A 22,081-nucleotide genomic window follows, 5' to 3' on the forward strand; every position below is an offset into this window, starting at 1 on the left:
CGGTTGTGAGAGGGAGGTCCTCGACTAGCCTGGCGGCGTGGAAAACGACGACGTCGAGTCACTGCTGGCCGAGCTGGCCACCTGGGCAGAACACAACAACCGCACGGCGGCCGTCAACCTGATGGAGGCGGAGACGTTCCTGTGGGTCCTCGAGGAAGAGCTCGGCGTGACCGACCTCGCCGAGCTGGGCAAGGGTGACCTCTCCGAGCTGTTGCTCGATGTCTACCCGGAATCCATCGACATCCTGCCCGACGAGGTCGCCGGCATCGTGCCCACGGTGCGGCAGTTGCTGGACTTCGCCGGTGACACACAACGGATCGCCGGCCCGGCGCTGGCGGTGCTGCGGGCCGAACTCGACGAGATCGAACCGGCCTTCGCCGACGCCATGGCCGAGCCCGGTCTCAAGGAGATCTACGACCTGCCCGACCGGATCGGCCCGATCCGGCTACCGTCCGAAGTGGAGCTTGCCGCGGCCGCACGGGAGTGCCGCCCGCTGGCGCGCGCCCGGCAGCTGGCCCTGTGGTGCGGGGCGGGTCGCGCCGTCGAACCCACCGGACTCGCTGCCGCGGACACCGTGACCGCAGCGGGTGCGCTCGGCCTCGCCGAGAGCGCGGTGCCGGAACTCTTCTGGCTGGCCGAGGACGCCGGGTTCCTGACGATCATCGACGAGATGACGACGGAGCCCGGCGATGCTCTCACCCACTGGCCAGAGGGCACCGACGAGCAGGTGCTCGCGGTATGGCGGAAGGCCTTCGATGCGGGATTCCTGTGGTACCTGCACACCAGGGCGATCCTCGCGGGTGAGGACACATTGGACTTCAGCAGCACGGGCACGTGGTCCCTGTCGCTGTTTCTCGCCCGCCACGCGGGGCTGCCGACATCGATGGTCAGCAGCCTCGTGCAGGCGCTGGCCACCGGCGAACTCGACCCCGACCAGGCGCAGCGGACCTGGGCCGCCTGGGTCGACGAGCACGGCGAGCCAGCAGCCGCCCTGCTGGAGTGGCTGACGCAGCTGGGTGCCGTCGAGGTGGGCGATGACATCGTGCGCGCGACCCCGCTGACCACCTACGCCGTGCGCGCGAAACTGATCGAATCCGGCGTGGAGGTGCCGCTACTGCCACCGGTGGAGGAGATGACCGCGGCGGATCTTCTCGCGGTCGGGCGAGACGGCCTCGCGAGCGAGATGGAGGTCGAGGCCGTGGCATGGCTCGGCTCGCGTGGCGCCGAGCCGGCCGCCGAGGAGCTGCTCGCGGCAGCTGCCGAGGGCGGCCCGGCCGATCGCGTGGCCGTCTTCCTGCTGGTGCGGGAGGTTCTCGGCACCGCGGCCGCGGTGCCGCTGCGGAAGGCGCTGGAGACGCCGGCATTGCGGCTACACGCCAAGGCGGCCCTTGCGCAGCTGCTCGGACCGCATCCGGATTTCGAGACCTCCACCGCCGAGCGGGCTTGGCTGGCCGTCGACTCGATCGCCGGCACCCTTCTCGGCGCACCAGCCGAGACGCTGCCCGACGGGTTCGCCGTCGAGTTCGGGCCACAGCAAGCAGGACTGCTGGAGCAGATGTGGCGGGTGGACCATCCGGACGTCTGCGAGGTACTCAACCTGCTGGGCCAGCACCACCCCGACAAGACGGTCGCCAAGGCCGCCCGCAAGGTCGCCTTCAAAGCCGCCGACCGCGCCAGGGGCTGACCTCGCGCTGACACGGAAAACGGCTCGTCACCAGCGAAACCGCCGGTGACGAGCCGTTTTCGATCGGTACTACGCGACGCCGAGGTAGGCCTCCTTGACCGACGCGTCGGCGAGCAGTTCCTTGCCGGTACCGGTTTTGGTGATCGTTCCGGTCTCCAGCACATAGGCCCGGTGCGCCCGCGACAACGCCTGCTGCGCGTTCTGCTCCACGAGCAGCACCGTGGTGCCTTCCTTGTTGATCTCCGTGATGATCCGGAAGATCTGCTGGATGAACTGCGGCGCCAGGCCCATCGACGGTTCGTCGAGCAGCAGCAGCTTCGGCTTGGACATCAGCGCCCTGCCGATCGCGAGCATCTGCTGCTCACCACCGGAGAGCGTGCCGCCCGCCTGGTTGCGCCGTTCCGCCAGCCGCGGGAACAGCTCGAACACGTGGTCCATCTCAGCGGCCAGGTTCTTGCGGTCCTTCCGGGCGTAGGCACCCATGTCCAGGTTCTCGAAGACCGTCATGCCGGGGAAGATGCCCCGGCCCTCCGGTGCCTGCGAGATCCCGCGCACGACCCGCAGATCCGCCCGCAGCCGCGTGATGTCCTCGCCGGCGAAGCTGATCGAGCCCGCCGACACGGGACGGATGCCGGAGATGGCACGCATGGTGGTGGACTTGCCTGCCCCGTTGGCACCGATGAGCGTGACGATCTCACCCTCGTTGACGGTGATGGTCAGGTCGGAGACCGCCTTGATCCGGCCATAGTGGACGGACACACCGGACAGCTCAAGCAACGTCATCGTCGGGCACTCCAAGGTAGGCGGCGATCACAGCGGGGTCCTCCCGGATCTCGGAAGGCACGCCCTCAGCGATCTTCTTGCCGAACTCCAGCACGACGATCCGGTCGGTCACGCCCATCACGAGTTTCATGTCGTGCTCGATGAGCAGGACCGTGTACCCGTCATCGCGGATCTTGCGGATCAGCCCCATGAGCTGTTCCTTCTCGGCGGGGTTGAAGCCGGCCGCCGGCTCGTCGAGGCAGAGCAGCTTCGGCTCCGTCGCGAGCGCGCGGGCGATCTCCAGCCGTCGCTGGTACCCGTAGGGCAGGTTCTTCGCCTTGTCCGCTGCCCTGTCGACGATCCCGACGAAGTCGAGCAGCGCCATCGCCCGCTCGATTGCCGCCTTCTCCTCCCGGAAGTGGCGGGGAAGGCGCAGCAGCGAGCCGATCACACTCGTCTTGTGCCGCGCGTCCGTGCCGACGACCACGTTCTCCAGCGCCGTCATCTCGTCGAAGAGACGGATGTTCTGGAACGTCCTGGCGATACCGCGCCGGGTGATGTTGTACCTGGCGAGCTTGCCGAGCGGCTTGCCCTCCAGCAGCACCTGGCCCGAGGTCGGCCGGTAGACGCCCGTCATGGCGTTGAAGCAGGTGGTCTTGCCGGCGCCGTTGGGCCCGATGAGGCCCAGGATGTCACCACGCTGGATCTTGAACGACACCGAGTCCAGCGCGGTGAGACCACCGAAACGCATCGTCAGGTTGTCGATCTCCAGCAGCGTTTCCCCGACACCGACCGCGATCTCCCGATCGGGTGCGACCACCTCGGCGACCTCGGCCTCGTGCTGTTGGAGCTCGGCCTCGGTCATCTGCTGCAGTTCGGCCACGAGGCCGCCCTCGGCGGGAACCTCGGGCTCGTTGCCCTGCCCGGTCATCGCAGCCCCCCGTTCCGGTCCGTGGCCGTCGCCGTGTCATGGCTGATCTGCTCGCCCTTGCCGAGTAGCCGCTGGTACGCCTGTCTGCCGTAGGTGAGCAACCGTTGGCGCGCACCGAGCAGCCCCTGCGGCCGGAAGATCATCAGCACGATGAGTGCCACACCGAAGATCAGGAAGCGGTACTCCGCGATACCCAGGAACCGCAGCGGCACGTAGGCCACCACGATCGCGCCGAGGATCACGCCCACCTTGTTACCCGATCCGCCGAGAATCACGGCGGCCAGGAACAGCACCGAGGTGACGATGTCGAACCGCTGGTTGTTCACGAACGCCAGCTGACCCGCGTACAGCGCACCGGAGAGACCACCGATGGCCGCGCCGATGACGAACGCCCAGATCTTGAACTTGAAGGTGTTCACACCCATGATCGCGGCGGCGTCCTCGTCGTCGCGGATGGCGACCCAGGACCGGCCGACCCGGCTGCGCTCGAGGTTTCCGACCAGCACCAGGATCAGGATGATGATCGTGACGGTGAGGACGTACCACGGCGTGCCGTTGGTGTTGTTGAACAGTGCCGTGCCATCGGCGTTCGTGCCCGGCGGATGACCGACCTGCTGGAAGCCCTGGTTACCGCGCAGCGGCTCCAGGTTGTCGGCCAGCAGCCGGACGATCTCGCCGAACCCGAGCGTCACGATCGCCAGGTAGTCGCCACGTAGTCGTAGCGTCGGTGACCCGAGGATGACGCCGAACACCATCGTGATCGCCATCGCGATCGGCAGGACCACCAGGAACGGCAGCTTCGTCAGTGCGGAGTCGGGGCTGGTGAACAGCGCGGCCACGTAGGCCCCGACCGCGAAGAACCCGACGTAGCCGAGGTCCAGCAACCCGGCCTGCCCCACCACCACGTTGAGCCCGATGGCGATGAGCACGTACCGCGCCACCTCGAACATCGCGATCTGGAAGTCGTAGCCGGGCTCGGTGCTGATGATCGGCGGGTTCAGCACGGGCAACAGGTAGATCAGCGCGACCAGCGGGATGAGGACCAGCCACTGGACCGGCCTGCTCAGGTTGTTCCACCACTCGCCGATCGAGCGGCGGCTCGTGGTCGTCGTCTGGGGAGTTGTCGTCGTCGCCGTCATACTCGTGCCTTTCCGAGCGACTCACCCAGGATGCCGGTCGGGCGGAACATGAGGATGAGGATCAGCAGTGCGAACGCCACGACATCGCGCCACTCACCGCCGAACAAGGACTGGCCGTAGTTCTCCATCAGCCCGAGCAGCAGACCGCCGAGCAGCGCGCCGCGCAGGTTGCCGATACCACCGAGCACGGCGGCGGTGAAGGCCTTGATGCCGAGCAGGAAGCCGCCCTGGTACGCGGCGCCCTGCGGGATCTTCATCATGTAGAACAGCGCCGCGGCACCCGCGAGCAGACCACCGATGAGGAACGTCAGCATGATGACGCGTTCCTTGTTGACACCCATCAATGTCGCCGTGTCCGGGTCCTGGGCGACCGCGCGGATGCCGCGGCCGAACCTGGTCCGGTTGACGAAGGTGTCGGCGACGAAGAAGAGCACGATGGACGCCACCACGATGGTGATCGTGATGTTGGTGACGCTGACACCGAAGATCTCGAAGACCGGTTCCGGCCGGAGCAGCCGGATGGCCTGCTCGGGGTTACCACCGCGCCAGATGAAGATGAGCTGCTGCAGGACGAACGACGCACCGATGGCCGTGATCAGGAAGACCAGTCTTGGCGCGCCTCGTTTGCGCAGTGGCCGGTAGGCCACCCGTTCCAGCACGAGTGCGGTGGTGCCGGAGACGGCCGCCGCGGCGACCAGTGCCAGTAGTAAGAACCCGATGAGCTCGAAGACCGCGAGCTCGACGGTGGGGCCGGGCCGGAACCCGAGCCCGTAGAAGGTGAACCACGTCGCGTAGGCGCCGTAGATGAACACCTCGGAATGGGCGAAGTTGATGAGCTTGAGTACGCCGTAGACGAGGGTGTAGCCCAGCGCCACGAGTGCGTAAATGCTGCCCTGTGAAAGGCCGTCGACCGTGTTGGCCCAGAACTGGTCGACCAGCCCGGCGACATCGAAGTTGATCCAGCCGTCGCTTTGGGCCAGATACAGCGTGGACAGGTCGTGATGAATGGACAATGCGTTCTCCACGTGGGGATCGGGGCGCGTGCCCGGCGGGGTCTCCGCCGGGCTCGCGCCCCGACTACAGAGTGCGTGACCCGAGGATCGATCAGTCGGGCTTGATCTCGGTGTTGCGGACGATCTTGCCGCTCTCGACCTTGTAGGTCCACACGGTGCTCGCGGCGAGTTCGCCCTTGTCGTCCCACTTGAAGTTCTTGGTCAGGCCCTGGCCCTCGTAGCCCTTGACGAAGTCGAGCAGGGCGGCGCGGTCCTGAGCCCCGGAGTCGATGCCCTTCAGCAGGATGGTCGCGAGGTCGTAGCCCTCGGGCGAGTAGGTGCCCGGGTCGCGGCCGTTGCTCTCAGCCTTGTAGGCGTTGGTGAACTCGGTGAACTGGTCGGCGGGCACGCACGGGCAGGTGAAGTACACGCCCTCCGCCGCGTCACCGGCACCCTTGACGAACTCGTCGTCCTTCACACCGTCCGGGCCGACGAACTGAGCCTCGACACCGGCGTCGGAAAGCTGCTGCGCGAACGGCGAGGCTTCCTGGTAGTAACCGGCGTAGAAGATGGCGTCGACGTTCGCGCCCTTGATGCTGTTGACCACGGCGGAGAAGTCGGTCTGCCTGGTCTTGACCTCTTGCTGGCAGGTCGCCTTGTCGGCGAGGCTCGAGGTGATGGAGTTGGCCAGACCAATGCCGTACTCGGAGTCGTCACGCACGACGCAGACGGTCTGGGCGCCGAGGTCGCCGGTGATGAACTCGGCGGCGGCGGGACCCTGGCTGTTGTCGTTGCCGAGGCCACGGAAGAAGGTCGTCCAGCCGTTCTCGCTCAGGCCCGGGTTGGTAGCCGACGGGGTCAGCTGGACCAGACCTGCCTCATTGAAGATGTTGCCGGCAGCCTTGGACTCACCGGAGAAGGGCAGGCCGACCACGCCGATGATCTCCTGCGTGTTCACCATCTGGGTGACGATGCCGGGCGCGCGGTCCGGCTGGCCTTCCGTCTCGAACTCCTGGAGCTCGACCTGACAGTTGGCGTTGTTGTCGTTGTGCCGCTTGATGGCCACCTTGACGCCGTTGAGGATGTTCTGCCCCAGCGCCGCGTTCTGGCCGTTGATCGTGCCTGCGTAGGCGAGCTTGGTACCCGCATCGCAGGTGGCGTTGCCGTCGCCCGCCGGGTCGGCGGCGTTGGCTGCTTGGGCCGGGGCACTGTCCTGGGGGGGCTGCGAAGGCTGCTCGCTCCCCGAGTCGTCGGTGCGCGCCGAGCAAGCGCCGAGCACCAGCGACGCGGTCGCCGCCAGCACCAGAGCCCGCCCAAACCGGTTTCTTGACACTTTTCCTCCCAAAGTCCTTCAAAGAGCAGGACGCGACTCACCGCGAAAGCCGGGACCCTGACTGGGCGATGAAGGTAGCGGTACGAATAGTCAGTTGCACAGCAACCTGCGCTGTTGTATCCACATCGTGACGGTTATGGGAACTTTTTACGGTTCGTTCACACCCGGTCGCAGTACCGAAACAACTCGATCCGGACAACCAGTGATCACTGACCCGCTGCGATCGGCTCCTCCTCGTACATGTGTGTACACAATCCGGTTGCGGAAATGGGGAGGACAGTACAGGACCCACGACGCCTCCTCACACGAACGGGTGACACAACACGCCTGGGACCCCAGGAGAACAGCAGAAAGCCCCACCAGTGTGACCTAGGTCACACTGGTGGGGCTTTCTGTGAGTGGCCGCTACTTGCTGATGTTGTCGATGATCGCCTGCGCGACAGCCTTCATCGTGGACCGGCGGTCCATCGCCGTGCGCTGGATCCAGCGGAAGGCATCCGGCTCGGTCAGCCCCTGCTGCGACATGAGCAGGCCCTTCGCCCGGTCGATGACCTTGCGTGTCTCCAGCCGGTCGGTGAGCCCGGCGACCTCGGATTCGAGGGCCTGCAGCTCCGAGAACCGGCTGATGGCCAGCTCGATCGCGGGTACGAGGTCCCGCTTGGCGAACGGCTTGACCAGGTACGCCATCGTGCCCGCGTCCCGCGCCCGCTCGACCAGGTCGCGCTGGCTGAAGGCGGTCAGGATGACGACGGGAGCCACCCGGTCACCGGTGATCTTGGAGGCTGCCTCGATACCGTCGAGCTTGGGCATCTTGACGTCGAGAATGACGAGGTCGGGCTTCAGGTCGTTGGCGAGCTTGATGGCCTCTTCCCCGTCACCGGCCTCGCCGACAACCTCATAGCCCTCCTCGCGCAACATCTCGACGAGGTCGAGCCGGATCAGTGCCTCGTCTTCCGCGACGAGAACTCGACGCTGCGGTGCGGCAACAACACCGTTGGCCTCGGTAGCCGCTTCGGTCACCGGGGTCCTCCTGGACGATCGACGGGTTAATGGGAGCGGGGTACCGCTAGTGAAAGATTACCGGGAATCGCGCCGTTGCAGAGATGGCGTTCGCCACGTGGCGTGACCGCCGCGCCAGCGACTCGCCAGCGTCATTCCGTGGTAGCCCGAATGCTAGGGGCCCATCGACGCGGAGTAAAGTTCCATCCCACGCCCCCGTAGCCCAATCGGCAGAGGCAGCGGTCTCAAAAACCGTCCAGTGTGCGTTCGAGTCGCACCGGGGGCACGTACAGGATGCACAGAGGCTTTGACCTTCATCTCTACCACAGTTTGTGGCCTGTACGAGCATCTCTTCCTCCACGGTATGGCCGATCTCGGCAACGGCGATCACGTCGTCGGCCGGCAGGGTGACTTTGTCGGCGAACTGATTCGCCAGCGGGTACGGCGAGGGCATGACCGGCCGCGTACCGGGAAGGTTCCGGTGGGCCGGCCGTTCTCGGCTTACTTCAGTCGGTATTCCCTACGAACCGGCCCGCAGCCGAGCATGGGGCCTCTGGGCGGCGATCGGCGCCTCCGGTCTCGGCGCCGGCGCGCTGCTCGGTGGCGTGCTGACAGCATGGTCGTGGCGATTGACGTTCGCGATCAATGTGCCGCTCATGATCGTGTGTGCACGTGGCGCGATCCTGTGGATTCCGCCGGACCGAAACCTGGCGTCAGTCCAGGTGCCTGTGATCGCTGCAGGGCACGGCGTTGTCGTTGGCACTCGGGCTTACCGCTGCGACGGAGCAGGGGTGGCGGTCCCCGCTGGTCCTTGCCGGGCTGGCACTGGCCGTGGTCCTGGGGATCGGGTTCATCCGCCAGGAGGCTGTGTCTGCGCGAGCTTTGCTCGAGCCGCAACTCCGGCGCGTGCACACTTTGTGGACGGGCGCTGGGATCACGGCTCTCTGCATGGTGAGTGTGGGCTCGTCCTACTACCTGCCCACGCTGTTGCTCCAATACCAGTGGAGTTACAGCGCACTCGGCGCCATCGGTGTCGCCTTGCTGAGCGCCAGCAAGGCCAAGGCGCGCCTGACGCAGTAACCGTCAGGCGACGGATAGGGCAATCGCCATCTTGTCGAGGCATTGCTCCAGTCCCAGCTTGGAGATTTCGACCGTCTGCGGCGACGTGTAGCCGAGCTCCGTAACCGTCAGCTCGGTCTTTTGGCCGGTGCTGGTGAACGTGACGACGTGGCGTACCCGGGCCGGGATGTCAGGCGGCAGACCCAGCTCGGCTGGGGTTCTCGGCTGCCAGTCCACGTCGGCGAAGCCCATGATGAACTCCAGGCGTTGCAAGGGAATCACGCGCTCGTAGGTCCAGGTGTTGTACAGCTCGGCTCCGTCAGGGGAGCGCATGCTGACTCGAGACCTCCCGCCCTCGTGGACTTCCATCTCGGCGACCGGCGCGGTGAAGCCGTCTGGGCCCCACCACTGATGCACGTATCTGGATTCGGTCCAGGCCTGCCAGACTTGCTCCACGGTTGCGTCGAAAACCCGGGTGGCCTTGACTTCCATGTCAGCTCCCAGCGATGAGATCGGCCAGCAGGTCCATTGATTCCCGGATCCCTCTGTCCATGTCGGTCGGGATCCAGCCGTCACGGTCCTCTACGGACTGAAAGAGGCTGACCTGGACGTACTGTGTCCGGCCATCGACCTCCTCGAACGACTCGGTCACGAGCTGCAGGTACCCCGGCCCGCCGTGTTCGAACTCGAACGTGAAAACGGTGCCTGAGGGTGCGACGACGTCGTGGTAGACGCCGCGGAACGCGTACTCGTTGCCGTCCTCGTTGTTGCGACTGACGAATCGCCATTTGCCGCCGTGGCGGACGTCCATCCACTCGACAGTGGTGGTGAAGCGCCGAGCGCCCCACCAGCGCGGAATCAACTCCGGGTTGGTGAAGGCCTGGAACACCACGTCGCGCGGTGCGTCGAACTCGCGCTTGATGATGATGTCCTGCCTGCCCGGCTCGAAAATCACCTCGGTCATCCGTCCTCCTTGGCTTGTATCTTCTTGATCTCGGCTTCCAGCCGGTCGAACGAGTCCTGCCAGGCCGCGCGGTAGCGCGCGATCCACGCGGTGACCGCGTCCAGCGGCGCGACCTCAAGTCGGCACGGCCGCCACTGGCCCTGCCTGCTCCGACTGATCAGCCCGGCGGCCTCAAGCACCTTCAGATGCTTCGAGATCGCCTGTGCCGTCATGTCGAACGGCTGTGCCAACTCGTTTACCGGCGCAGGCCCGTCCGCGAGCCGGGCCAGGATCGCCCGGCGGGTCGGGTCGGCCAGCGCGGCGAACGTCCGGCTGAGCTCGTCTTCCATCCATATCCAACCGCTAGGTTGATAAACCAACTCGTTGAGTATGCGGGCTGGGGTTGGTTGCGGTCAAGGAGAGCGTCGAAAGCAGTCAGGTCTTGGCACCTTGCCGCCGTATGACCATGCGATGATCAGCATCCTTTGCAGGTCAAAGCCTGCACCGTTGTCTGCTGTGCGACTACCGGGACGTCTCTTAGCTGGATCGCGTACGCCACTTCGAGATCGTGCGTCTGGGCCGCAAGGAACAAGCCCACGAGAGCGCCGCCCACGAACCGCTCCCCACACAACGGCGCCTCACGTACGATGTTGCATCGTAAGGGGGTGCCATGCACGGTCTCGGTGAGCTCGAAGCCGCAGTAATGGATGTGCTGTGGCGAGCGGAAGAACCGGTCAAGGTCCGACATGTTCGAGAGCAGCTCAACACCGGCAGGCAACTGGCTTACACCACTGTGATGACCGTGCTGGACAACCTGCATCGCAAGGAATGGGTCGAGCGCGAGCTCCACGGCAAGGCTTACTACTACCAAGCATCGTTCAGCCGGGAGGAGGCCGCCGCGCGGTCGCTTCGTGACGTGCTCGAGTCCTCGGGAAACCCCGAAGCGGTACTGATGCACTTCGTCGCGTCGGGATCCGACGAACAGACCGACCTGCTGCGCAGCGCCCTACGCAAGAAACGGGTCCGGCGCCGATGACGATTGCTGCGGCGTTGCTCGCCGGGGCGCTCGCCGCGGGCTGGTTCGTCCCTGGCGTCCTACGACGGGTGGACCTGCGACGCCGCGACCCGTTGCCGTTGATCGTGGCGTGGCTGATCTCCATGGTGGGTGTGGTGCTCACCGCCGCGGCAGGCGTGCTGCTGTTGCTCACACCAGGACACGGTGGCGTCGCCTCCCTGCTCACTCTCGTCGACCAGTGCTGGTCCGCAATCCAGCATGGCTCGCCGCCCCGCGCCGAAGAGCTCGCCAGCCTCCTGGGTCTGGCTCTGCTGTGCGCCTTCGCCATCAGGCTCGTTCTCGTCTCCTTCCTCGGTGCCCGGCGGCGGTCCCGCGCACGGCGGGAGCATCTGTCCCTGCTGCGGCTGGGCGCCCGAAAGGAGACGGGCCCGCCGGACACCTGGTGGCTCGCGCACGATCGTCCGCTGGCGTTCAGCATGGCCGGTCGGCCCGGTGTGATCGTGGCGACCGAGGGCCTGACCAGGCACCTCGGCGACCGCGCGGTCACCGCGGTTCTCACGCACGAGCACGCTCATCTCGTCGGCCGGCACCACCTGCTCATCGCGACCGCGGACACCTTGCGCACGGTGCTGCCGTTCGTGCCGTTGTTCGGCCAGGCTCCGTGCGCGCTCCGCGAGTTGGCCGAACTGGCCGCCGACACCGTGGCTGCACGCCGCTGCGGGCCTGCCGCTGTGCGGACCGCGCTGCTGAAGGTCTCCAGCCACGGTGCTCCGAGCCCGTCATTGGCCATGGCGCAGGAAGCCGTGGACCTGCGACTCGCCCGGTTGCGCTTCGAGCCCGTTACGCCGGGCAGGCTGCGCCGAGCGATCTCGTGCGGGCTCGCGGGCATGACCGCAGCTACCCTGCCTGTTGTCACGGGACTTGTCCTCCTACTGGGAGTCGCCGCGGTGATCTGTCCTCTCGTACTGCCCTGGAGGGTCTGAACGCTGCTCTTCGAGCAGCTCCCGCTCGGCACTCACGACGTGTTCTCCTCATCGGCGGTCGCGCCCACATCCGTCTCCGGTGTCCGCCGTCGCCGGAGCATGAACAACATCATCCCGCCCAACAAATCTACTATTCGGCATAGTGGTAACGTCCGCGCACGAATCCAGAAGACAGAACAATCCCCCGACCCTCGAGAGCCAGCGCGCGCCCCCACAAGGAACCGCCCGAGCGGCGCCCCGCTACGCGCCCGCTGATATACTATCCGTGATAGTAGAGCTGGCTCCACGTGGTCATGCCCGGATCGACGAAGTGAGCCACACGCGACGGTCCACATCCCGCAGGGCGTGGTCTATTTGCCCAACGAAGCGCCCGCCGGGCTGAGTTCGCGCTGCCGGCCAGGTTGCTCGTCACCAGATTGGCGTAAACCTATCGCGACGTATTCATACATGCGCATATGTTTATGTTATTCTGCTGGGGCGGCAAAGGTCGCTGAGATCTCCGGACGAGGCCAGGTAGCCACCCCGGAGCGAGTACTAGCGAAGTTCGTAGAGGAGCAATCTATGGTGCACCACGCCTACTGGCCAGCTGGAACGCGGAAAGGATCATGACGATGTCCGGCGACCATGGACATGGGCACGGACTGACACCGGATCAGGCCGTCTCGGCTGGGGGGCGGTACCTGACCCGGCTGTGGATCGCGGTCGGGCTCGGCGCCGTCACGTTCGTCCTGCAGGTAAGTGTCGGTCTGCTGACATCGTCACTGGCGCTGTTGGCTGACTCGGCACACGTTTTCACCGACGTATTCGGTGTCGCGCTCGCCGCCATCGCAATCACCGTTGCTCAACGAACCCGCAGGCGCGCGGCGCACACCTACGGCCTGTACCGGAGCGAAGTTCTCGCTGCCCTGGTCAACTCCGTCCTGCTATTCGCCGTCGCCGGCTGGGTACTCTACGAGGCGATCGGTGCTCTCCGGGAGCCATCGGAAGTGCCCGGCTTGCCGGTGATGGTCGTCGCAGCGGTGGGGCTGCTGATGAACCTGATCTCCTTCCTCCTGCTGCGCAGCGGCGCGAAAGAGAGCCTGAACATCCGCGGCGCGTATCTCGAGGTCATGGCCGACATGCTGGGCTCGTTCGGAGTACTGGCCAGCGGCGCGATCACCCTGTTCACCGGCTGGAAATACGCTGACCCGCTCATCGGGGCCGCAATCGGGCTGTTCGTCTTACCGCGCGCGTGGCGGTTGGGCCGCAACGCGCTGCGAATCCTGTTCCAGCATGCACCCGAACGCATGGACCTGGCCGAGATGAAGTCCGCGCTGGAGGCGTTGCCCAACGTCAGTGGCGTGCACGACCTGCACGTGTGGACGTTGACCTCAGGCATGGAGGTGGCCTCCGCCCACCTCACCACCGCTCATGACGCCGACCTCGCGGAGGTGCTCGGCACTGCACAGCGGCTGTTCGCCGAGAACTACCACATCGAGCACGCCACCCTGCAACTCGAGCCCGCTGGAGGCAAGCGAGGCTGCCATCAGCTCAACTGGTAACCACACTCGTCGCCCAGTTCGGTCGCGGACTCGGCCACCACCGGGCTGGCTAACGCTTCGATCACCGCGCGTGCCAGATCGCCCAGGCACATGAGCGCGCCGCGCGTATCAAGCACACACACCGCTGGCGTGCATCATCTCCCATGACTCTTAGTACTAAGTCAGATAGTGGACATGGGTGAGACGATCACCCTATGGTGGCTGCGGATCGGCGGGGCGGTCTCACGGTATGTCCGCAATACTTGAGGAGTAGCACTACTCGTGAACGCGCACCGACGCCGGCAAGCTAGGACGCTGGCCGCCGCCACGCTCGCACTCACCGTATCGCTGACGCCCCTGCCCGCTGCCGCGCAGCCGCCCGACGACACATCGGACGACATGGAGCGCTACCAGCAATTGGGAGCCCAGGCGGCCAAGGCGGACGAGGACATGCTCCAGGCCGAGCAGGCACTGGCCGACAAGCAAGGACAGCGCGAAAAGGCCGACACCGCCCTGGCCGACGCGACGCAGGCGCTCGAGCTCGCCCAGCGGGAGGAGCTGCGGTTCCGCGACGAGGTCGACGAACTGACCTTCGCGTCGTTCCAGAACGGCCAGATCAGCCGCTGGCACGCAGTATTGACCAGTGACTCCCGTCGCGACTTCCTCGACCGGATGTCCGCTCTGGGCGTGCTCGCGAACAACAACGAGGAGAGCCTGGTGCGGCTCAGCGAGATCACCGACCGCGCCGACGCGGCGCAAACCGCCGCAGCAGAGGCCCAGCGCACCGCGGCAGACGCCGCCGTGGCGGCGCAACGTGCTGTCGACGAACTCGAACGCCGCCAGGAACAGCTGGACACGCAGATCTCCGAGGTCCGGACGGCACTCGACGCACTCAGCGAGTCCGAGCAGGCGTCGCTGCAAACCGTGCAGGACCACGGTTCGTACGCCGGCCCACCTGGGGCAGCCAACGACGCGCTCCAGGCCGCACTGTCCATGCGCGGCTCGGCCTACGAGTGGGGTGCTGAAGGCCCCGACACGTTCGACTGCTCAGGCCTGACCTCCTGGGCCTACGCGCAGGCCGGGGTGAGCATCCCACGGACGAGCCGACAGCAGTGGTACGCGGGACGAGCCGCCTCGCTCGACGCGCTCGTGCCCGGCGACCTGCTGTTCTTCGACGACGGCACCGGCAACCCGGACGCCATCCACCACGTCGGCATGTACGTCGGCGACGGCAAAATGGTCGACGCGCCCACCGAAGGCCAGGTCGTGGACGTACGGTCGATGGAAGGCGACGGCCACCTCCTCGGAGCACGCCGGATCGCGGGCTGAGTCCCGCGACCAGCTGCTGAACGCACACCTCTCGATGTCCGGCTCCACGACCCTGCTGGTCGGCTGGCCGGTGTGGATGGCGGGCGTCCCGGCGCCCGCCGCCACCGGGCGCGTGATGCAACTACTGGTCGGCGTTCCAGCACGGCGCCGCCCCGCCCTCGTGCAGCGGGCACGGCACACCGGAGCACGCTGCGGTCCTTCTGGCGACCCGCGTCCGTGTCACCGGAGACGCTCCGGCTCGCCCACGAGCGGCCCCTCGCGTTCAGTGCCGGGGCTGCTGAGGGCTGATCGTCGCGACCAAAGGTCTGCCACCCGCGCAGGACGCGCTGCGGACGCTGTTCCCGTCCATCCCCCTCGTCGCCCGTGCGCCGAGCGTGCTGCGCGAGTTCGCCGTTGCGGAGCCGGCACGGTCCGCTCGGCCCCCGCCGCTGAGCGTCAGTGCGGCTCGCCCCGATGCTGCCGGATCATCGTCAGCAGACCAGTCAGCCACAGCAGGACCACCGGCACCAGCAACCAGGGCACCTTCGCGACAGCGCCGACGACGGCCGTGCCCGCCGCCAACACGAGTGGCACGACCACCCGCGGTCCGTCCTTGTTGAGCAGCGCACCCACGAGCGCGATCCACGCAGCCATGACCGGCAGGTAGAGCACTCCCTGGGGAATGGCCGACATCATCAGCAACATACCTCCGAAGCTGCGAGATCAGTGTGTCCATGGACGACGATCCTCGCCGGGCGTTGTCGAATGCGGCGCGGTGAAACGGTTGCGCGGCCCAGCCGACCACAGGAACGGCCAGAGCGAGCAGCACCCACTGCCAGCCGGGGAACCGCCACTGCGGCAACACCGTGAACATGACCGACAGATCAGCGACCGGCACGAACAACAGCACGGAGACGATCAGCCTGCGCCACAGCGCTCTCGCGGTGTCCTGGCCGTCGTCCTGGGTACCCGGACGGTCCGGCGCCAGGACCTCGGCCTGGTAACCCGCGTTCACCACGGCCGCAACTAGTGCTTGGTCATCGACCTCGGCACCCGCGGAAACCCGAGCCCTTCCCGTGGCGAAGGTGACTCGCGCGTTCACCGATTCGAGCTTGTTCAGCTTCCGTTCAACTCGAGCGGAGCAGGCGGCGCAGGTCATACCGGACACCGAGAGTTCCACCTCGCGGGTCCCGGCGGCGTCGCGCACCGGCAACGGGTTCATCGATGCGGCACCTCTGGCATGGGACAACGGTCGAGACGATGACAACTACGACAGATAGTAACAACTAAGTTCGATCGTAGAAGCTCAGGTTGAGATCCGGCGTGCACTCCGGTCTGCGCATCGATCACCTCCACCTGTTCTGCTTCCCGGACGTCCGGACACCCCTGTCCTCCCACATCGCCGGGACTGCGGTGCGCGCCGAGTGGCAGTGGCCGCCGGTCAGCCGAGCAGGCTCGACCAGTACCACCAGAACGCCTGGCCGACCAGGGCGAACAGAACCAGGTACCAACTGGTGAGCACCGCGCCGTGATACCTGACCAACCACCGCCCTACCGGGCGCAGCGAAACCGGAAGCGGCAAGTGGCCGGCGGCCAGGTTATAGAGCGTGGTGTACCAGAAGATCGGCAGCATCACGGCCCACACGACCAGGCAATAAGGACAGAGCGCGCCGATCTCGTACACGCTTTGCACAAAGAGCCAGTGCACGAATCCGACACCGAAGAGCGTCCCGGCCTGCAGACCGAGCCAGAACCACCTCGGCAGGCGGACACCGGTCAGCAGCAGTACCCCGATCGTTGCCACCACAGGAAAAGCCACCACGCCGATGATCGGATTGGGGAACCCGAAGGCCTCCGCCTGCGGCGTCGACATCACCGATCCGCAGGACAGGACCGGGTTGATGCTGCACACGGGGACGTAGTCCGGGTCAGCCAGTGAGTTGATCTTCTCGATCAGCAGCGCCACCGCGGCGAGCGCTCCCACCACGCCACCGAGCGTGAGAACGTACGCCGTCGCCCTGCGCAGGAACGTGGAGAGCTCCGGCGCCACCGGTCCCGGCCGCTCACTCACGGTGTCCGGCACGGTGGCGCTCACCGGGCCAGCGCCGACTCGACCGCGGACCGCAGATCGCCCAGCGAACCCGGCGAGATCTGCTCGCCGTTCAGGAAGAAGGTCGGCGTGCCCTGCACCCCGGCGGCCATTCCATCGGCCTGTTCCCGGCGGACCCGTTCCGCGACCGCGTCGCTGTCCAGGTCGGCGCGGAACCGTTCGACATCGAGCCCCAACTCGCGCGCGTAACGAAGGAAGACCTCGTGCTGCGGCGACTCGCGGTGACCCCACTCGGCCTGCCCTTCGAACAGGGCCATGTACATCCCCTCGAAGGAGTCCTGTTCGGCGGCCGCCTGCGCGGCGCGCGCCGCCAACTCGGCGTTCGGGTGACTGGGAACCGGGAAGTACCGCACCACGTAGGTGATCCGGCCCGCGTACTCCTTACGAAGCTGCTCCACCGCAGGATAGGCGGCGCCGCACGCCTCACACTCGAAGTCGAGGAACTCGACGAGGGTCACCTTGCCGTCCGGCGCGGTCGACAACCGGTGGCTGTCTGGGCGCACAAGCACCTCACCGAGCTCGTTTCGCGGCCCGGCCTCCGTGGGCGGCGCGCTGTCCGGTTTGGACACCACGAGCAACACGGCGACCGCCACTGTGGCTACCGCCACCAGGACGATCGTGACCTTGAGATTGCGTGTCATACGGTGCTTCCTCGTGTCATTCAGTCGGTCCACGAAAAGGGACGATCTCAGCAAATGCGGCAAACAACGCGCCCGTCCCGGACTGTACAAGAGCGGGACCGGCGCACACCTGACCGACCGGCCGCCCCCGGCTGCGCCGAGCAGCCACGAAGCCATCGACGGCGTGACGTAGCGCAGACTATCCAAAGTTGTCCAAACATATCAACGTGCGTTAGATTGATGGCATGAGTGCCGACCATTGCGATCTGCTGTGTATCGACTTCGACCACGCCGAGAGCCTGCGCAGGGCACTCCCTGAACCCGGCGCGCTGCAGGTCAGGGCGGATCGACTGAAGGCGTTGGGCGACCCGACACGGCTGCGGATCGCACATGCTCTACACGCGGGCGAGGAGCTGTGCGTCTGCGACCTCGCCTGGATCGTCGGCTCGTCGCAGGGATTGGTGTCACACCACCTGCGGCAGCTCCGCTCGGCAGGGCTGGTCGCATCGCGCCGCGACGGCAAGCTGGTGATGTACCGGCTCACGTCGCACGCCCACCTGCTCCTGGACGTCGTCGGCGCACCCCAGGTTGAGGTTGATCCGGCATGAGTGCGCAGTGCTGCGACACCGGCGAGAACCAGCACCATGACGAGCACGACGAACAGCCGCGGCGGCTGCGGCAGGTCCGTGAAGTTCAGCTCGCCGGTACGGCGGGCGTGCTGGTCGCGGCGGGCTACCTATCGGGCTGGCTTGGCTCGGAGCCCGCTGGCCTGGCTCTGCACCTGACGGCAGCCGCGCTCGGCGGGTGGACGTTCGTCCCCGGCACACTCCGGGCACTCTGGCGCCGCCGCATCGGCGTCGGCACGCTGATGACCATCGCCCTGATCGGTGCGCTGGTGCTGGGTCAGGTGGCCGAGGCGGCCATGCTGGCGTTCCTGTTCTCGATCAGTGAGGCGCTGGAGGACTACTCGCTCTCGCGCACCCGTCGCGGCCTGCGGGCACTGCTCGCGCTGGTACCCGAGCGGGTCACCGTGCTCCGCGACGGCGAGGAGACCGTAGTCGCTCCCGGAGAGCTGCGGGTCGGCGACCGGATGCTCGTGCGCGCGGGAGAACGTATGGCCAGCGACGGGATCGTCGTGGACGGACGCTCCAGTGTGGACACCGCGGCCGTCACCGGCGAGTCGATGCCGGTCGAGACGGGCCCCGGCGACGAGGTCTTCGCCGGCTCCATCAACGGCAACGGCGTGCTGACCATCGAGGCCACCGCGACCGTCGCCGACAACTCCCTGGCCAAGGTCGTGCGAACGGTCGAGGACGCGCAGCGCCGCAAGGGTGCACGCCAGCGCATCGCCGACCGCATCGCCAGGCCCCTGGTGCCCGCCGTCATGGTGCTCGCCGCGCTCATCGCCGGGCTCGGCGCACTGTTCGGGGACCCCGTGACCTGGCTGGAACGCTCGCTCGTGGTGCTCGTCGCCGCCGCCCCATGCGCGCTGGCGATCTCCGTCCCGGTCACCGTGATCGCCGCGGTCGGCGCCGCCACACGTCTCGGTGTCCTGGTCAAGGGCGGCGCGGCACTCGAGACGCTCGGAACCGTGCGCACCGTGGCACTCGACAAGACGGGCACGCTCACCCGCAACAATCCCGCCGTCACCGAGGTCATCGCCACCAACGGCGGCGACGGCGCGCGGGTCCTCGCGGTCGCCGCCGCACTCGAGGCCCGCAGCGAGCACCCGCTCGCCGCCGCGATCCTCGCCGCCGCACCGCAACCCGTGCCCGCTCAGGACGTCTCCACGGTTCCGGGTGCGGGCCTCGCCGGCATCGTCGACGGCGCCCCCGCGCGGCTCGGCAAGCCCACCTGGGTCGACCCTGGCGCACTCGGACCCGAGGTCACCCGGCTCCAGGACGCCGGCACCACGGTCGCCGTCGTCGAACACGCCGGCACCGTCGTCGGCATCATCGGCATCCGCGACGACCTGCGCCCCGAGGCCGAGGAGACCGTCCGGGCACTTACCGCCGGCGGCGTGCGCGTGGCCATGCTCACCGGCGACAACGCGCGCACCGCAAGCGCGCTCGCGGCCGAGGCGGGTATCGAGGACGTGCACGCAGAACTCCGCCCCGAGGACAAAGCCACCCTCGTCGAACAGCTGCGCGACCGGCATCGCGGCCCGGTCGCCATGGTCGGCGACGGCGTCAACGACGCCCCCGCGCTTGCCACCGCGGACGTGGGCATCGCCATGGGCGCCATGGGCACCGACGTCGCCATCGAGACCGCCGATGTCGCACTCATGGGCACCGACCTGCGGCACCTGCCGCAAGCGCTGGCCCACACCCGCAGGGCCCGCGCGATCATGCTGCAGAACATCGCGCTCTCGGCGGCGATCGTGCTGACCCTCGTCCCGCTGGCCGCGTTCGGCATCCTCGGCCTCGCCACCGTGGTGTTCATCCACGAGCTCGCCGAGGTGTTCGTCATCGGTAACGGCGTGCGGGCCGGCAGGCTGCGCCCGCTCCCGGGAACCACGCCGCCACCGGCTCCGGACGACAGCTGCTCCTGCTGCGCCACCGATGCCGTGGACACACAGGTCGTCGCCGGCCCGACCCTGTCCGTCCGCCGGAACTGAGGACAGCCGGATCCAGTACAGGCGACCGTACTACCGGCGGAGGCTACTTCTCGCTCGCGTTGTCCCGCGTGTGCTCACCAGTGACAGCGGCCTCGGTGAGTGCCTGTGCCGACACCTGCGCGCCCACGTGCACCTTGGGCTTGCCGGTGAAGGTGATCTCACCCTCGTGCCGCAAGCGCTCCACCATGTGCGGGTAGTGCAGTTCGAACGCGGGCCGTTCGGAGCGGATCCGGGGCAGCTCGGCGAAGTTGTGCCTCGGCGGCGGACAGCTCGTGGCCCACTCGAGGGAGTTGCCGTAGCCCCACGGGTCGTCCACCGTGACCCGCTCGCCGTAGCGGTAGCTCTTGAAGACGTTCCAGATGAACGGCAGCGTCGACGCACCGAGGAGGTAGGCGCCGATGGTGGAGATCGTGTTCAGTGTGGTGAAGCCGTCGGACTGCAGGTAGTCGGCGTAGCGCCGCGGCATGCCTTGCGCGCCGAGCCAATGCTGCACCAGGAACGTCGCGTGGAAGCCGATGAACGTCGTCCAGAAGTGCAGCTTGCCCAGTGTCTCGTCCATCATCCGGCCGGTCATCTTCGGGAACCAGAAGTAGATACCGGCGAACGTGGCGAACACGATCGTGCCGTAGAGCACGTAGTGGAAGTGCGCCACCACGAAGTACGAGTCGGAGACCTGGAAGTCGATCGCCGGGGCCGCCAGTAGCACGCCCGAGAGACCGCCGAAGAGGAACGTGACCATGAAGCCGACCGAGAACAACATCGGGGATTCGAAGGTCAGCCGCCCCTTCCACAGCGTGCCGATCCAGTTGAAGAACTTGACGCCGGTCGGCACCGCGATCAGGAAGGTCATGAAGGAGAAGAACGGCAACAGGACCGCCCCGGTGGCGTACATGTGGTGCGCCCACACCGACACCGACAGCGCCGCTATACCGAGCGTGGCCCAGACCAGGCCCTTGTAACCGAAGACCGGTTTGCGGCTGAACACCGGAAAGATCTCCGACACGATGCCGAAGAACGGTAGCGCGACGATGTAGACCTCGGGATGGCCGAAGAACCAGAACAGGTGCTGCCACAGGATCACCCCGCCGGTGGTGGGGTCGAACACGTGCGCCCCGAGGTGCCGGTCCGCGAGGAGCCCGAGCAGCGCGGCGGTAAGGATCGGGAAGGCGATCAGGATCAGGATGCTGGTCACCAGGATGTTCCAGGTGAAGATGGGCATCCGCCACATCGTCATACCGGGAGCGCGCAGGCAGACGATCGTGGTGATCATGTTGACCGCGCCGAGAATCGTGCCCAGGCCCGACACCAGCAGTCCGGCGATCCAGAGATCCGCACCTGCGCCCGGCGAGTAGATCGCGTTCGACAGGGGCGTGTAGGCGAACCAGCCGAAGTCCGCCGCGCCGCCCGGCGTGAGAAACCCGGCCACAACGGTCAGCCCGCCGAACAGGTAGAGCCAGTACGAAAACGCGTTCAGCCGCGGGAACGCCACGTCGGGCGAGCCGATCTGCAGCGGGAGAACGTAGTTCGCGAAGCCGAACAGCACCGGCGTCGCGTAGAGCAGCAGCATGATCGTGCCGTGCATGGTGAACAGCTGGTTGTACTGCTCCTGGGACAGGAACTGCAGGCCGGGGCGCGCCAGCTCGGTGCGAATGAACATCGCCATCGCGCCGCCCACCATGAAGAAGGCGAACGACGTGACCAGGTACATGATGCCGATCTGCTTGTGGTCCGTCGTGCAGAACAACCGCAGCAGATACGAGCCCTTCGGTGCGATCCGCACCGGTGACGACTCCGCAGCGACCCGTACCGGTGTCACGACCATGCTCGAACTCCGTTCCTCGGCCACATTCAAACTACTAAACTTGATAGTACGACCAAAGGTAGTTGATATCTCAGCACCCCAGGGTTAGCAGTCTTACGATGTCATCTAGTAGATAGTCCGATCGCGAAAACCCAGTTCAGCAAAGGGAAATCCGCGGATGCTAGCCCGGCGAGCACTGACACGACCGAGTGAAGGCACCGTCCGGTCGCGCTCCGCGGTCGTGATTGCCGGTACGTTGTGGTTA

22 protein-coding genes, 1 tRNA gene and 1 pseudogene are annotated in these 22,081 nt (G+C 66.7%); 10 read left to right on the forward strand and 14 right to left on the reverse strand.

Going from position 1 to position 22,081, the window contains the following annotated elements; translation table 11 throughout:
• Positions 1-37: 37 nt before the first annotated feature.
• On the forward strand, positions 38-1,684 hold the full coding sequence (locus ABZ863_RS26185) for a hypothetical protein (RefSeq protein WP_358540624.1): 1,647 nt from the start codon (positions 38-40) through the stop codon (positions 1,682-1,684).
• A 69-nt stretch (positions 1,685-1,753) separates the two neighbouring features.
• Here the strand turns inward: ABZ863_RS26185 and ABZ863_RS26190 are convergent, their stop codons facing one another.
• The 6 genes from ABZ863_RS26190 to ABZ863_RS26215 all read right to left on the reverse strand — a co-directional run bounded on the left by ABZ863_RS26190 (position 1,754) and on the right by ABZ863_RS26215 (position 7,861).
• A complete protein-coding gene (locus tag ABZ863_RS26190; RefSeq protein ID WP_358540725.1) occupies positions 1,754-2,461 on the reverse strand; it encodes an ABC transporter ATP-binding protein in 708 nt (235 codons plus the stop codon).
• Positions 2,454-3,377 carry an ABC transporter ATP-binding protein gene (locus tag ABZ863_RS26195; protein WP_358540626.1) on the reverse strand — a complete coding sequence of 308 codons (924 nt, stop codon included), beginning with the start codon at positions 3,375-3,377 and terminating at the stop codon, positions 2,454-2,456. Before ABZ863_RS26195 ends, ABZ863_RS26190 begins: the two co-directional genes overlap by 8 nt.
• Positions 3,374-4,516, reverse strand: a complete 1,143-nt coding sequence (locus tag ABZ863_RS26200; protein WP_358540629.1) for a branched-chain amino acid ABC transporter permease — start codon at positions 4,514-4,516, stop codon at positions 3,374-3,376. Before ABZ863_RS26200 ends, ABZ863_RS26195 begins: the two co-directional genes overlap by 4 nt.
• On the reverse strand, positions 4,513-5,523 hold the full coding sequence (locus ABZ863_RS26205) for a branched-chain amino acid ABC transporter permease (protein ID WP_358540727.1): 1,011 nt from the start codon (positions 5,521-5,523) through the stop codon (positions 4,513-4,515). Before ABZ863_RS26205 ends, ABZ863_RS26200 begins: the two co-directional genes overlap by 4 nt.
• 97 nt (positions 5,524-5,620) lie before the next feature.
• Positions 5,621-6,811 (reverse strand): branched-chain amino acid ABC transporter substrate-binding protein, encoded by a 1,191-nt coding sequence (locus ABZ863_RS26210; protein ID WP_358540730.1) that lies wholly within the window; start codon positions 6,809-6,811, stop codon positions 5,621-5,623.
• Positions 6,812-7,246: 435 nt separating this feature from the next.
• Entirely contained in the window at positions 7,247-7,861 is a 615-nt protein-coding gene (locus ABZ863_RS26215; RefSeq protein WP_358540631.1) for a response regulator, read from the reverse strand.
• Between the two features lie 191 nt (positions 7,862-8,052).
• Here ABZ863_RS26215 and ABZ863_RS26220 point away from each other — a divergent pair.
• Positions 8,053-8,126, forward strand: a tRNA-Leu gene (locus tag ABZ863_RS26220).
• Between the two features lie 470 nt (positions 8,127-8,596).
• Positions 8,597-8,920, forward strand: coding sequence for a hypothetical protein (locus ABZ863_RS26225; RefSeq protein WP_358540634.1), 324 nt, complete (start codon positions 8,597-8,599; stop codon positions 8,918-8,920).
• Between the two features lie 3 nt (positions 8,921-8,923).
• Here ABZ863_RS26225 and ABZ863_RS26230 read toward each other — a convergent pair whose 3' ends face one another.
• The 3 genes from ABZ863_RS26230 to ABZ863_RS26240 are packed head-to-tail and all read right to left on the reverse strand — an operon-like array spanning position 8,924 to position 10,192.
• Positions 8,924-9,391 carry an SRPBCC domain-containing protein gene (locus ABZ863_RS26230; protein WP_358540637.1) on the reverse strand — a complete coding sequence of 156 codons (468 nt, stop codon included), beginning with the start codon at positions 9,389-9,391 and terminating at the stop codon, positions 8,924-8,926.
• Position 9,392: 1 nt separating this feature from the next.
• Entirely contained in the window at positions 9,393-9,863 is a 471-nt protein-coding gene (locus ABZ863_RS26235) for an SRPBCC family protein (RefSeq protein ID WP_358540640.1), read from the reverse strand.
• Positions 9,860-10,192, reverse strand: a complete 333-nt coding sequence (locus tag ABZ863_RS26240) for a metalloregulator ArsR/SmtB family transcription factor (protein ID WP_358540642.1) — start codon at positions 10,190-10,192, stop codon at positions 9,860-9,862. The genes ABZ863_RS26235 and ABZ863_RS26240 overlap by 4 nt, the downstream gene beginning before the upstream one ends.
• 320 nt (positions 10,193-10,512) lie before the next feature.
• Between ABZ863_RS26240 and ABZ863_RS26245 the strand changes: the two genes are divergently transcribed.
• From ABZ863_RS26245 to ABZ863_RS26260, 4 genes are all read left to right on the forward strand, one after another.
• Positions 10,513-10,878: a BlaI/MecI/CopY family transcriptional regulator gene (locus ABZ863_RS26245; RefSeq protein ID WP_358540644.1), complete on the forward strand. Its 366-nt coding sequence runs from the start codon at positions 10,513-10,515 to the stop codon at positions 10,876-10,878.
• Positions 10,875-11,840, forward strand: a complete 966-nt coding sequence (locus ABZ863_RS26250; protein WP_358540647.1) for a M56 family metallopeptidase — start codon at positions 10,875-10,877, stop codon at positions 11,838-11,840. The genes ABZ863_RS26245 and ABZ863_RS26250 overlap by 4 nt, the downstream gene beginning before the upstream one ends.
• Before the next feature lie 611 nt (positions 11,841-12,451).
• Positions 12,452-13,381, forward strand: a complete 930-nt coding sequence (locus tag ABZ863_RS26255) for a cation diffusion facilitator family transporter (RefSeq protein ID WP_358540649.1) — start codon at positions 12,452-12,454, stop codon at positions 13,379-13,381.
• Positions 13,382-13,642: 261 nt separating this feature from the next.
• Entirely contained in the window at positions 13,643-14,689 is a 1,047-nt protein-coding gene (locus ABZ863_RS26260; RefSeq protein ID WP_358540651.1) for an NlpC/P60 family protein, read from the forward strand.
• Positions 14,690-15,124: 435 nt separating this feature from the next.
• Here the strand turns inward: ABZ863_RS26260 and ABZ863_RS26265 are convergent, their stop codons facing one another.
• Entirely contained in the window at positions 15,125-15,373 is a 249-nt protein-coding gene (locus ABZ863_RS26265; protein WP_358540739.1) for a hypothetical protein, read from the reverse strand.
• 167 nt (positions 15,374-15,540) lie between these two features.
• Here ABZ863_RS26265 and ABZ863_RS26270 point away from each other — a divergent pair, with 167 nt between their 5' ends.
• Positions 15,541-15,672 (forward strand): hypothetical protein, encoded by a 132-nt coding sequence (locus ABZ863_RS26270; protein ID WP_358540741.1) that lies wholly within the window; start codon positions 15,541-15,543, stop codon positions 15,670-15,672.
• A 53-nt stretch (positions 15,673-15,725) separates the two neighbouring features.
• Here ABZ863_RS26270 and ABZ863_RS26275 read toward each other — a convergent pair.
• From ABZ863_RS26275 to ABZ863_RS26285, 3 genes and pseudogenes are all read right to left on the reverse strand, one after another.
• Positions 15,726-15,890 (reverse strand): annotated as a pseudogene (locus tag ABZ863_RS26275) (cation transporter); the annotation flags it as partial.
• A 219-nt stretch (positions 15,891-16,109) separates the two neighbouring features.
• Positions 16,110-16,718 carry a vitamin K epoxide reductase family protein gene (locus tag ABZ863_RS26280; RefSeq protein WP_358540733.1) on the reverse strand — a complete coding sequence of 203 codons (609 nt, stop codon included), beginning with the start codon at positions 16,716-16,718 and terminating at the stop codon, positions 16,110-16,112.
• A 41-nt stretch (positions 16,719-16,759) separates the two neighbouring features.
• The gene (locus ABZ863_RS26285) at positions 16,760-17,419 is read right to left on the reverse strand and encodes a thioredoxin domain-containing protein (RefSeq protein WP_358540654.1); all 660 of its coding nucleotides are present in this window, start codon (positions 17,417-17,419) and stop codon (positions 16,760-16,762) included.
• 224 nt (positions 17,420-17,643) lie between these two features.
• Here ABZ863_RS26285 and ABZ863_RS26290 point away from each other — a divergent pair, with 224 nt between their 5' ends.
• A complete protein-coding gene (locus ABZ863_RS26290; protein ID WP_358540657.1) occupies positions 17,644-18,006 on the forward strand; it encodes a metalloregulator ArsR/SmtB family transcription factor in 363 nt (120 codons plus the stop codon).
• Positions 18,003-20,015 (forward strand): cation-translocating P-type ATPase, encoded by a 2,013-nt coding sequence (locus ABZ863_RS26295; RefSeq protein WP_358540660.1) that lies wholly within the window; start codon positions 18,003-18,005, stop codon positions 20,013-20,015. The genes ABZ863_RS26290 and ABZ863_RS26295 overlap by 4 nt, the downstream gene beginning before the upstream one ends.
• 43 nt (positions 20,016-20,058) lie before the next feature.
• Here ABZ863_RS26295 and ctaD read toward each other — a convergent pair whose 3' ends face one another.
• Positions 20,059-21,837: a cytochrome c oxidase subunit I gene (ctaD, locus tag ABZ863_RS26300; RefSeq protein ID WP_358540663.1), complete on the reverse strand. Its 1,779-nt coding sequence runs from the start codon at positions 21,835-21,837 to the stop codon at positions 20,059-20,061.
• Positions 21,838-22,081 lie beyond the last annotated feature (244 nt).

Source organism: Saccharomonospora sp. NPDC046836 (genome assembly GCF_040645195.1).
In the GTDB taxonomy this organism is placed as follows: Bacteria; Actinomycetota; Actinomycetes; order Mycobacteriales; family Pseudonocardiaceae; genus Prauserella_A.

What these genes read in the sequence shown, in the direction of transcription:
- ABZ863_RS26195 (WP_358540626.1), bottom strand. Translation starts at nt 3,377, where the DNA reads ATGACCGGGCAGGGCAACGAGCCCGAGGTTCCCGCCGAGGGCGGCCTC.
- ABZ863_RS26200 (WP_358540629.1), bottom strand. Translation starts at nt 4,516, where the DNA reads ATGACGGCGACGACGACAACTCCCCAGACGACGACCACGAGCCGCCGC.
- ABZ863_RS26230 (WP_358540637.1), bottom strand. Translation starts at nt 9,391, where the DNA reads ATGGAAGTCAAGGCCACCCGGGTTTTCGACGCAACCGTGGAGCAAGTC.
- ABZ863_RS26235 (WP_358540640.1), bottom strand. Translation starts at nt 9,863, where the DNA reads ATGACCGAGGTGATTTTCGAGCCGGGCAGGCAGGACATCATCATCAAG.
- ABZ863_RS26240 (WP_358540642.1), bottom strand. Translation starts at nt 10,192, where the DNA reads ATGGAAGACGAGCTCAGCCGGACGTTCGCCGCGCTGGCCGACCCGACC.
- ABZ863_RS26245 (WP_358540644.1), top strand. Translation starts at nt 10,513, where the DNA reads ATGCACGGTCTCGGTGAGCTCGAAGCCGCAGTAATGGATGTGCTGTGG.
- ABZ863_RS26250 (WP_358540647.1), top strand. Translation starts at nt 10,875, where the DNA reads ATGACGATTGCTGCGGCGTTGCTCGCCGGGGCGCTCGCCGCGGGCTGG.
- ABZ863_RS26255 (WP_358540649.1), top strand. Translation starts at nt 12,452, where the DNA reads ATGTCCGGCGACCATGGACATGGGCACGGACTGACACCGGATCAGGCC.
- ABZ863_RS26265 (WP_358540739.1), bottom strand. Translation starts at nt 15,373, where the DNA reads ATGTTGCTGATGATGTCGGCCATTCCCCAGGGAGTGCTCTACCTGCCG.
- ABZ863_RS26270 (WP_358540741.1), top strand. Translation starts at nt 15,541, where the DNA reads ATGACCGACAGATCAGCGACCGGCACGAACAACAGCACGGAGACGATC.
- ABZ863_RS26285 (WP_358540654.1), bottom strand. Translation starts at nt 17,419, where the DNA reads ATGACACGCAATCTCAAGGTCACGATCGTCCTGGTGGCGGTAGCCACA.
- ABZ863_RS26290 (WP_358540657.1), top strand. Translation starts at nt 17,644, where the DNA reads ATGAGTGCCGACCATTGCGATCTGCTGTGTATCGACTTCGACCACGCC.
- ABZ863_RS26295 (WP_358540660.1), top strand. Translation starts at nt 18,003, where the DNA reads ATGAGTGCGCAGTGCTGCGACACCGGCGAGAACCAGCACCATGACGAG.
- ctaD (WP_358540663.1), bottom strand. Translation starts at nt 21,837, where the DNA reads ATGGTCGTGACACCGGTACGGGTCGCTGCGGAGTCGTCACCGGTGCGG.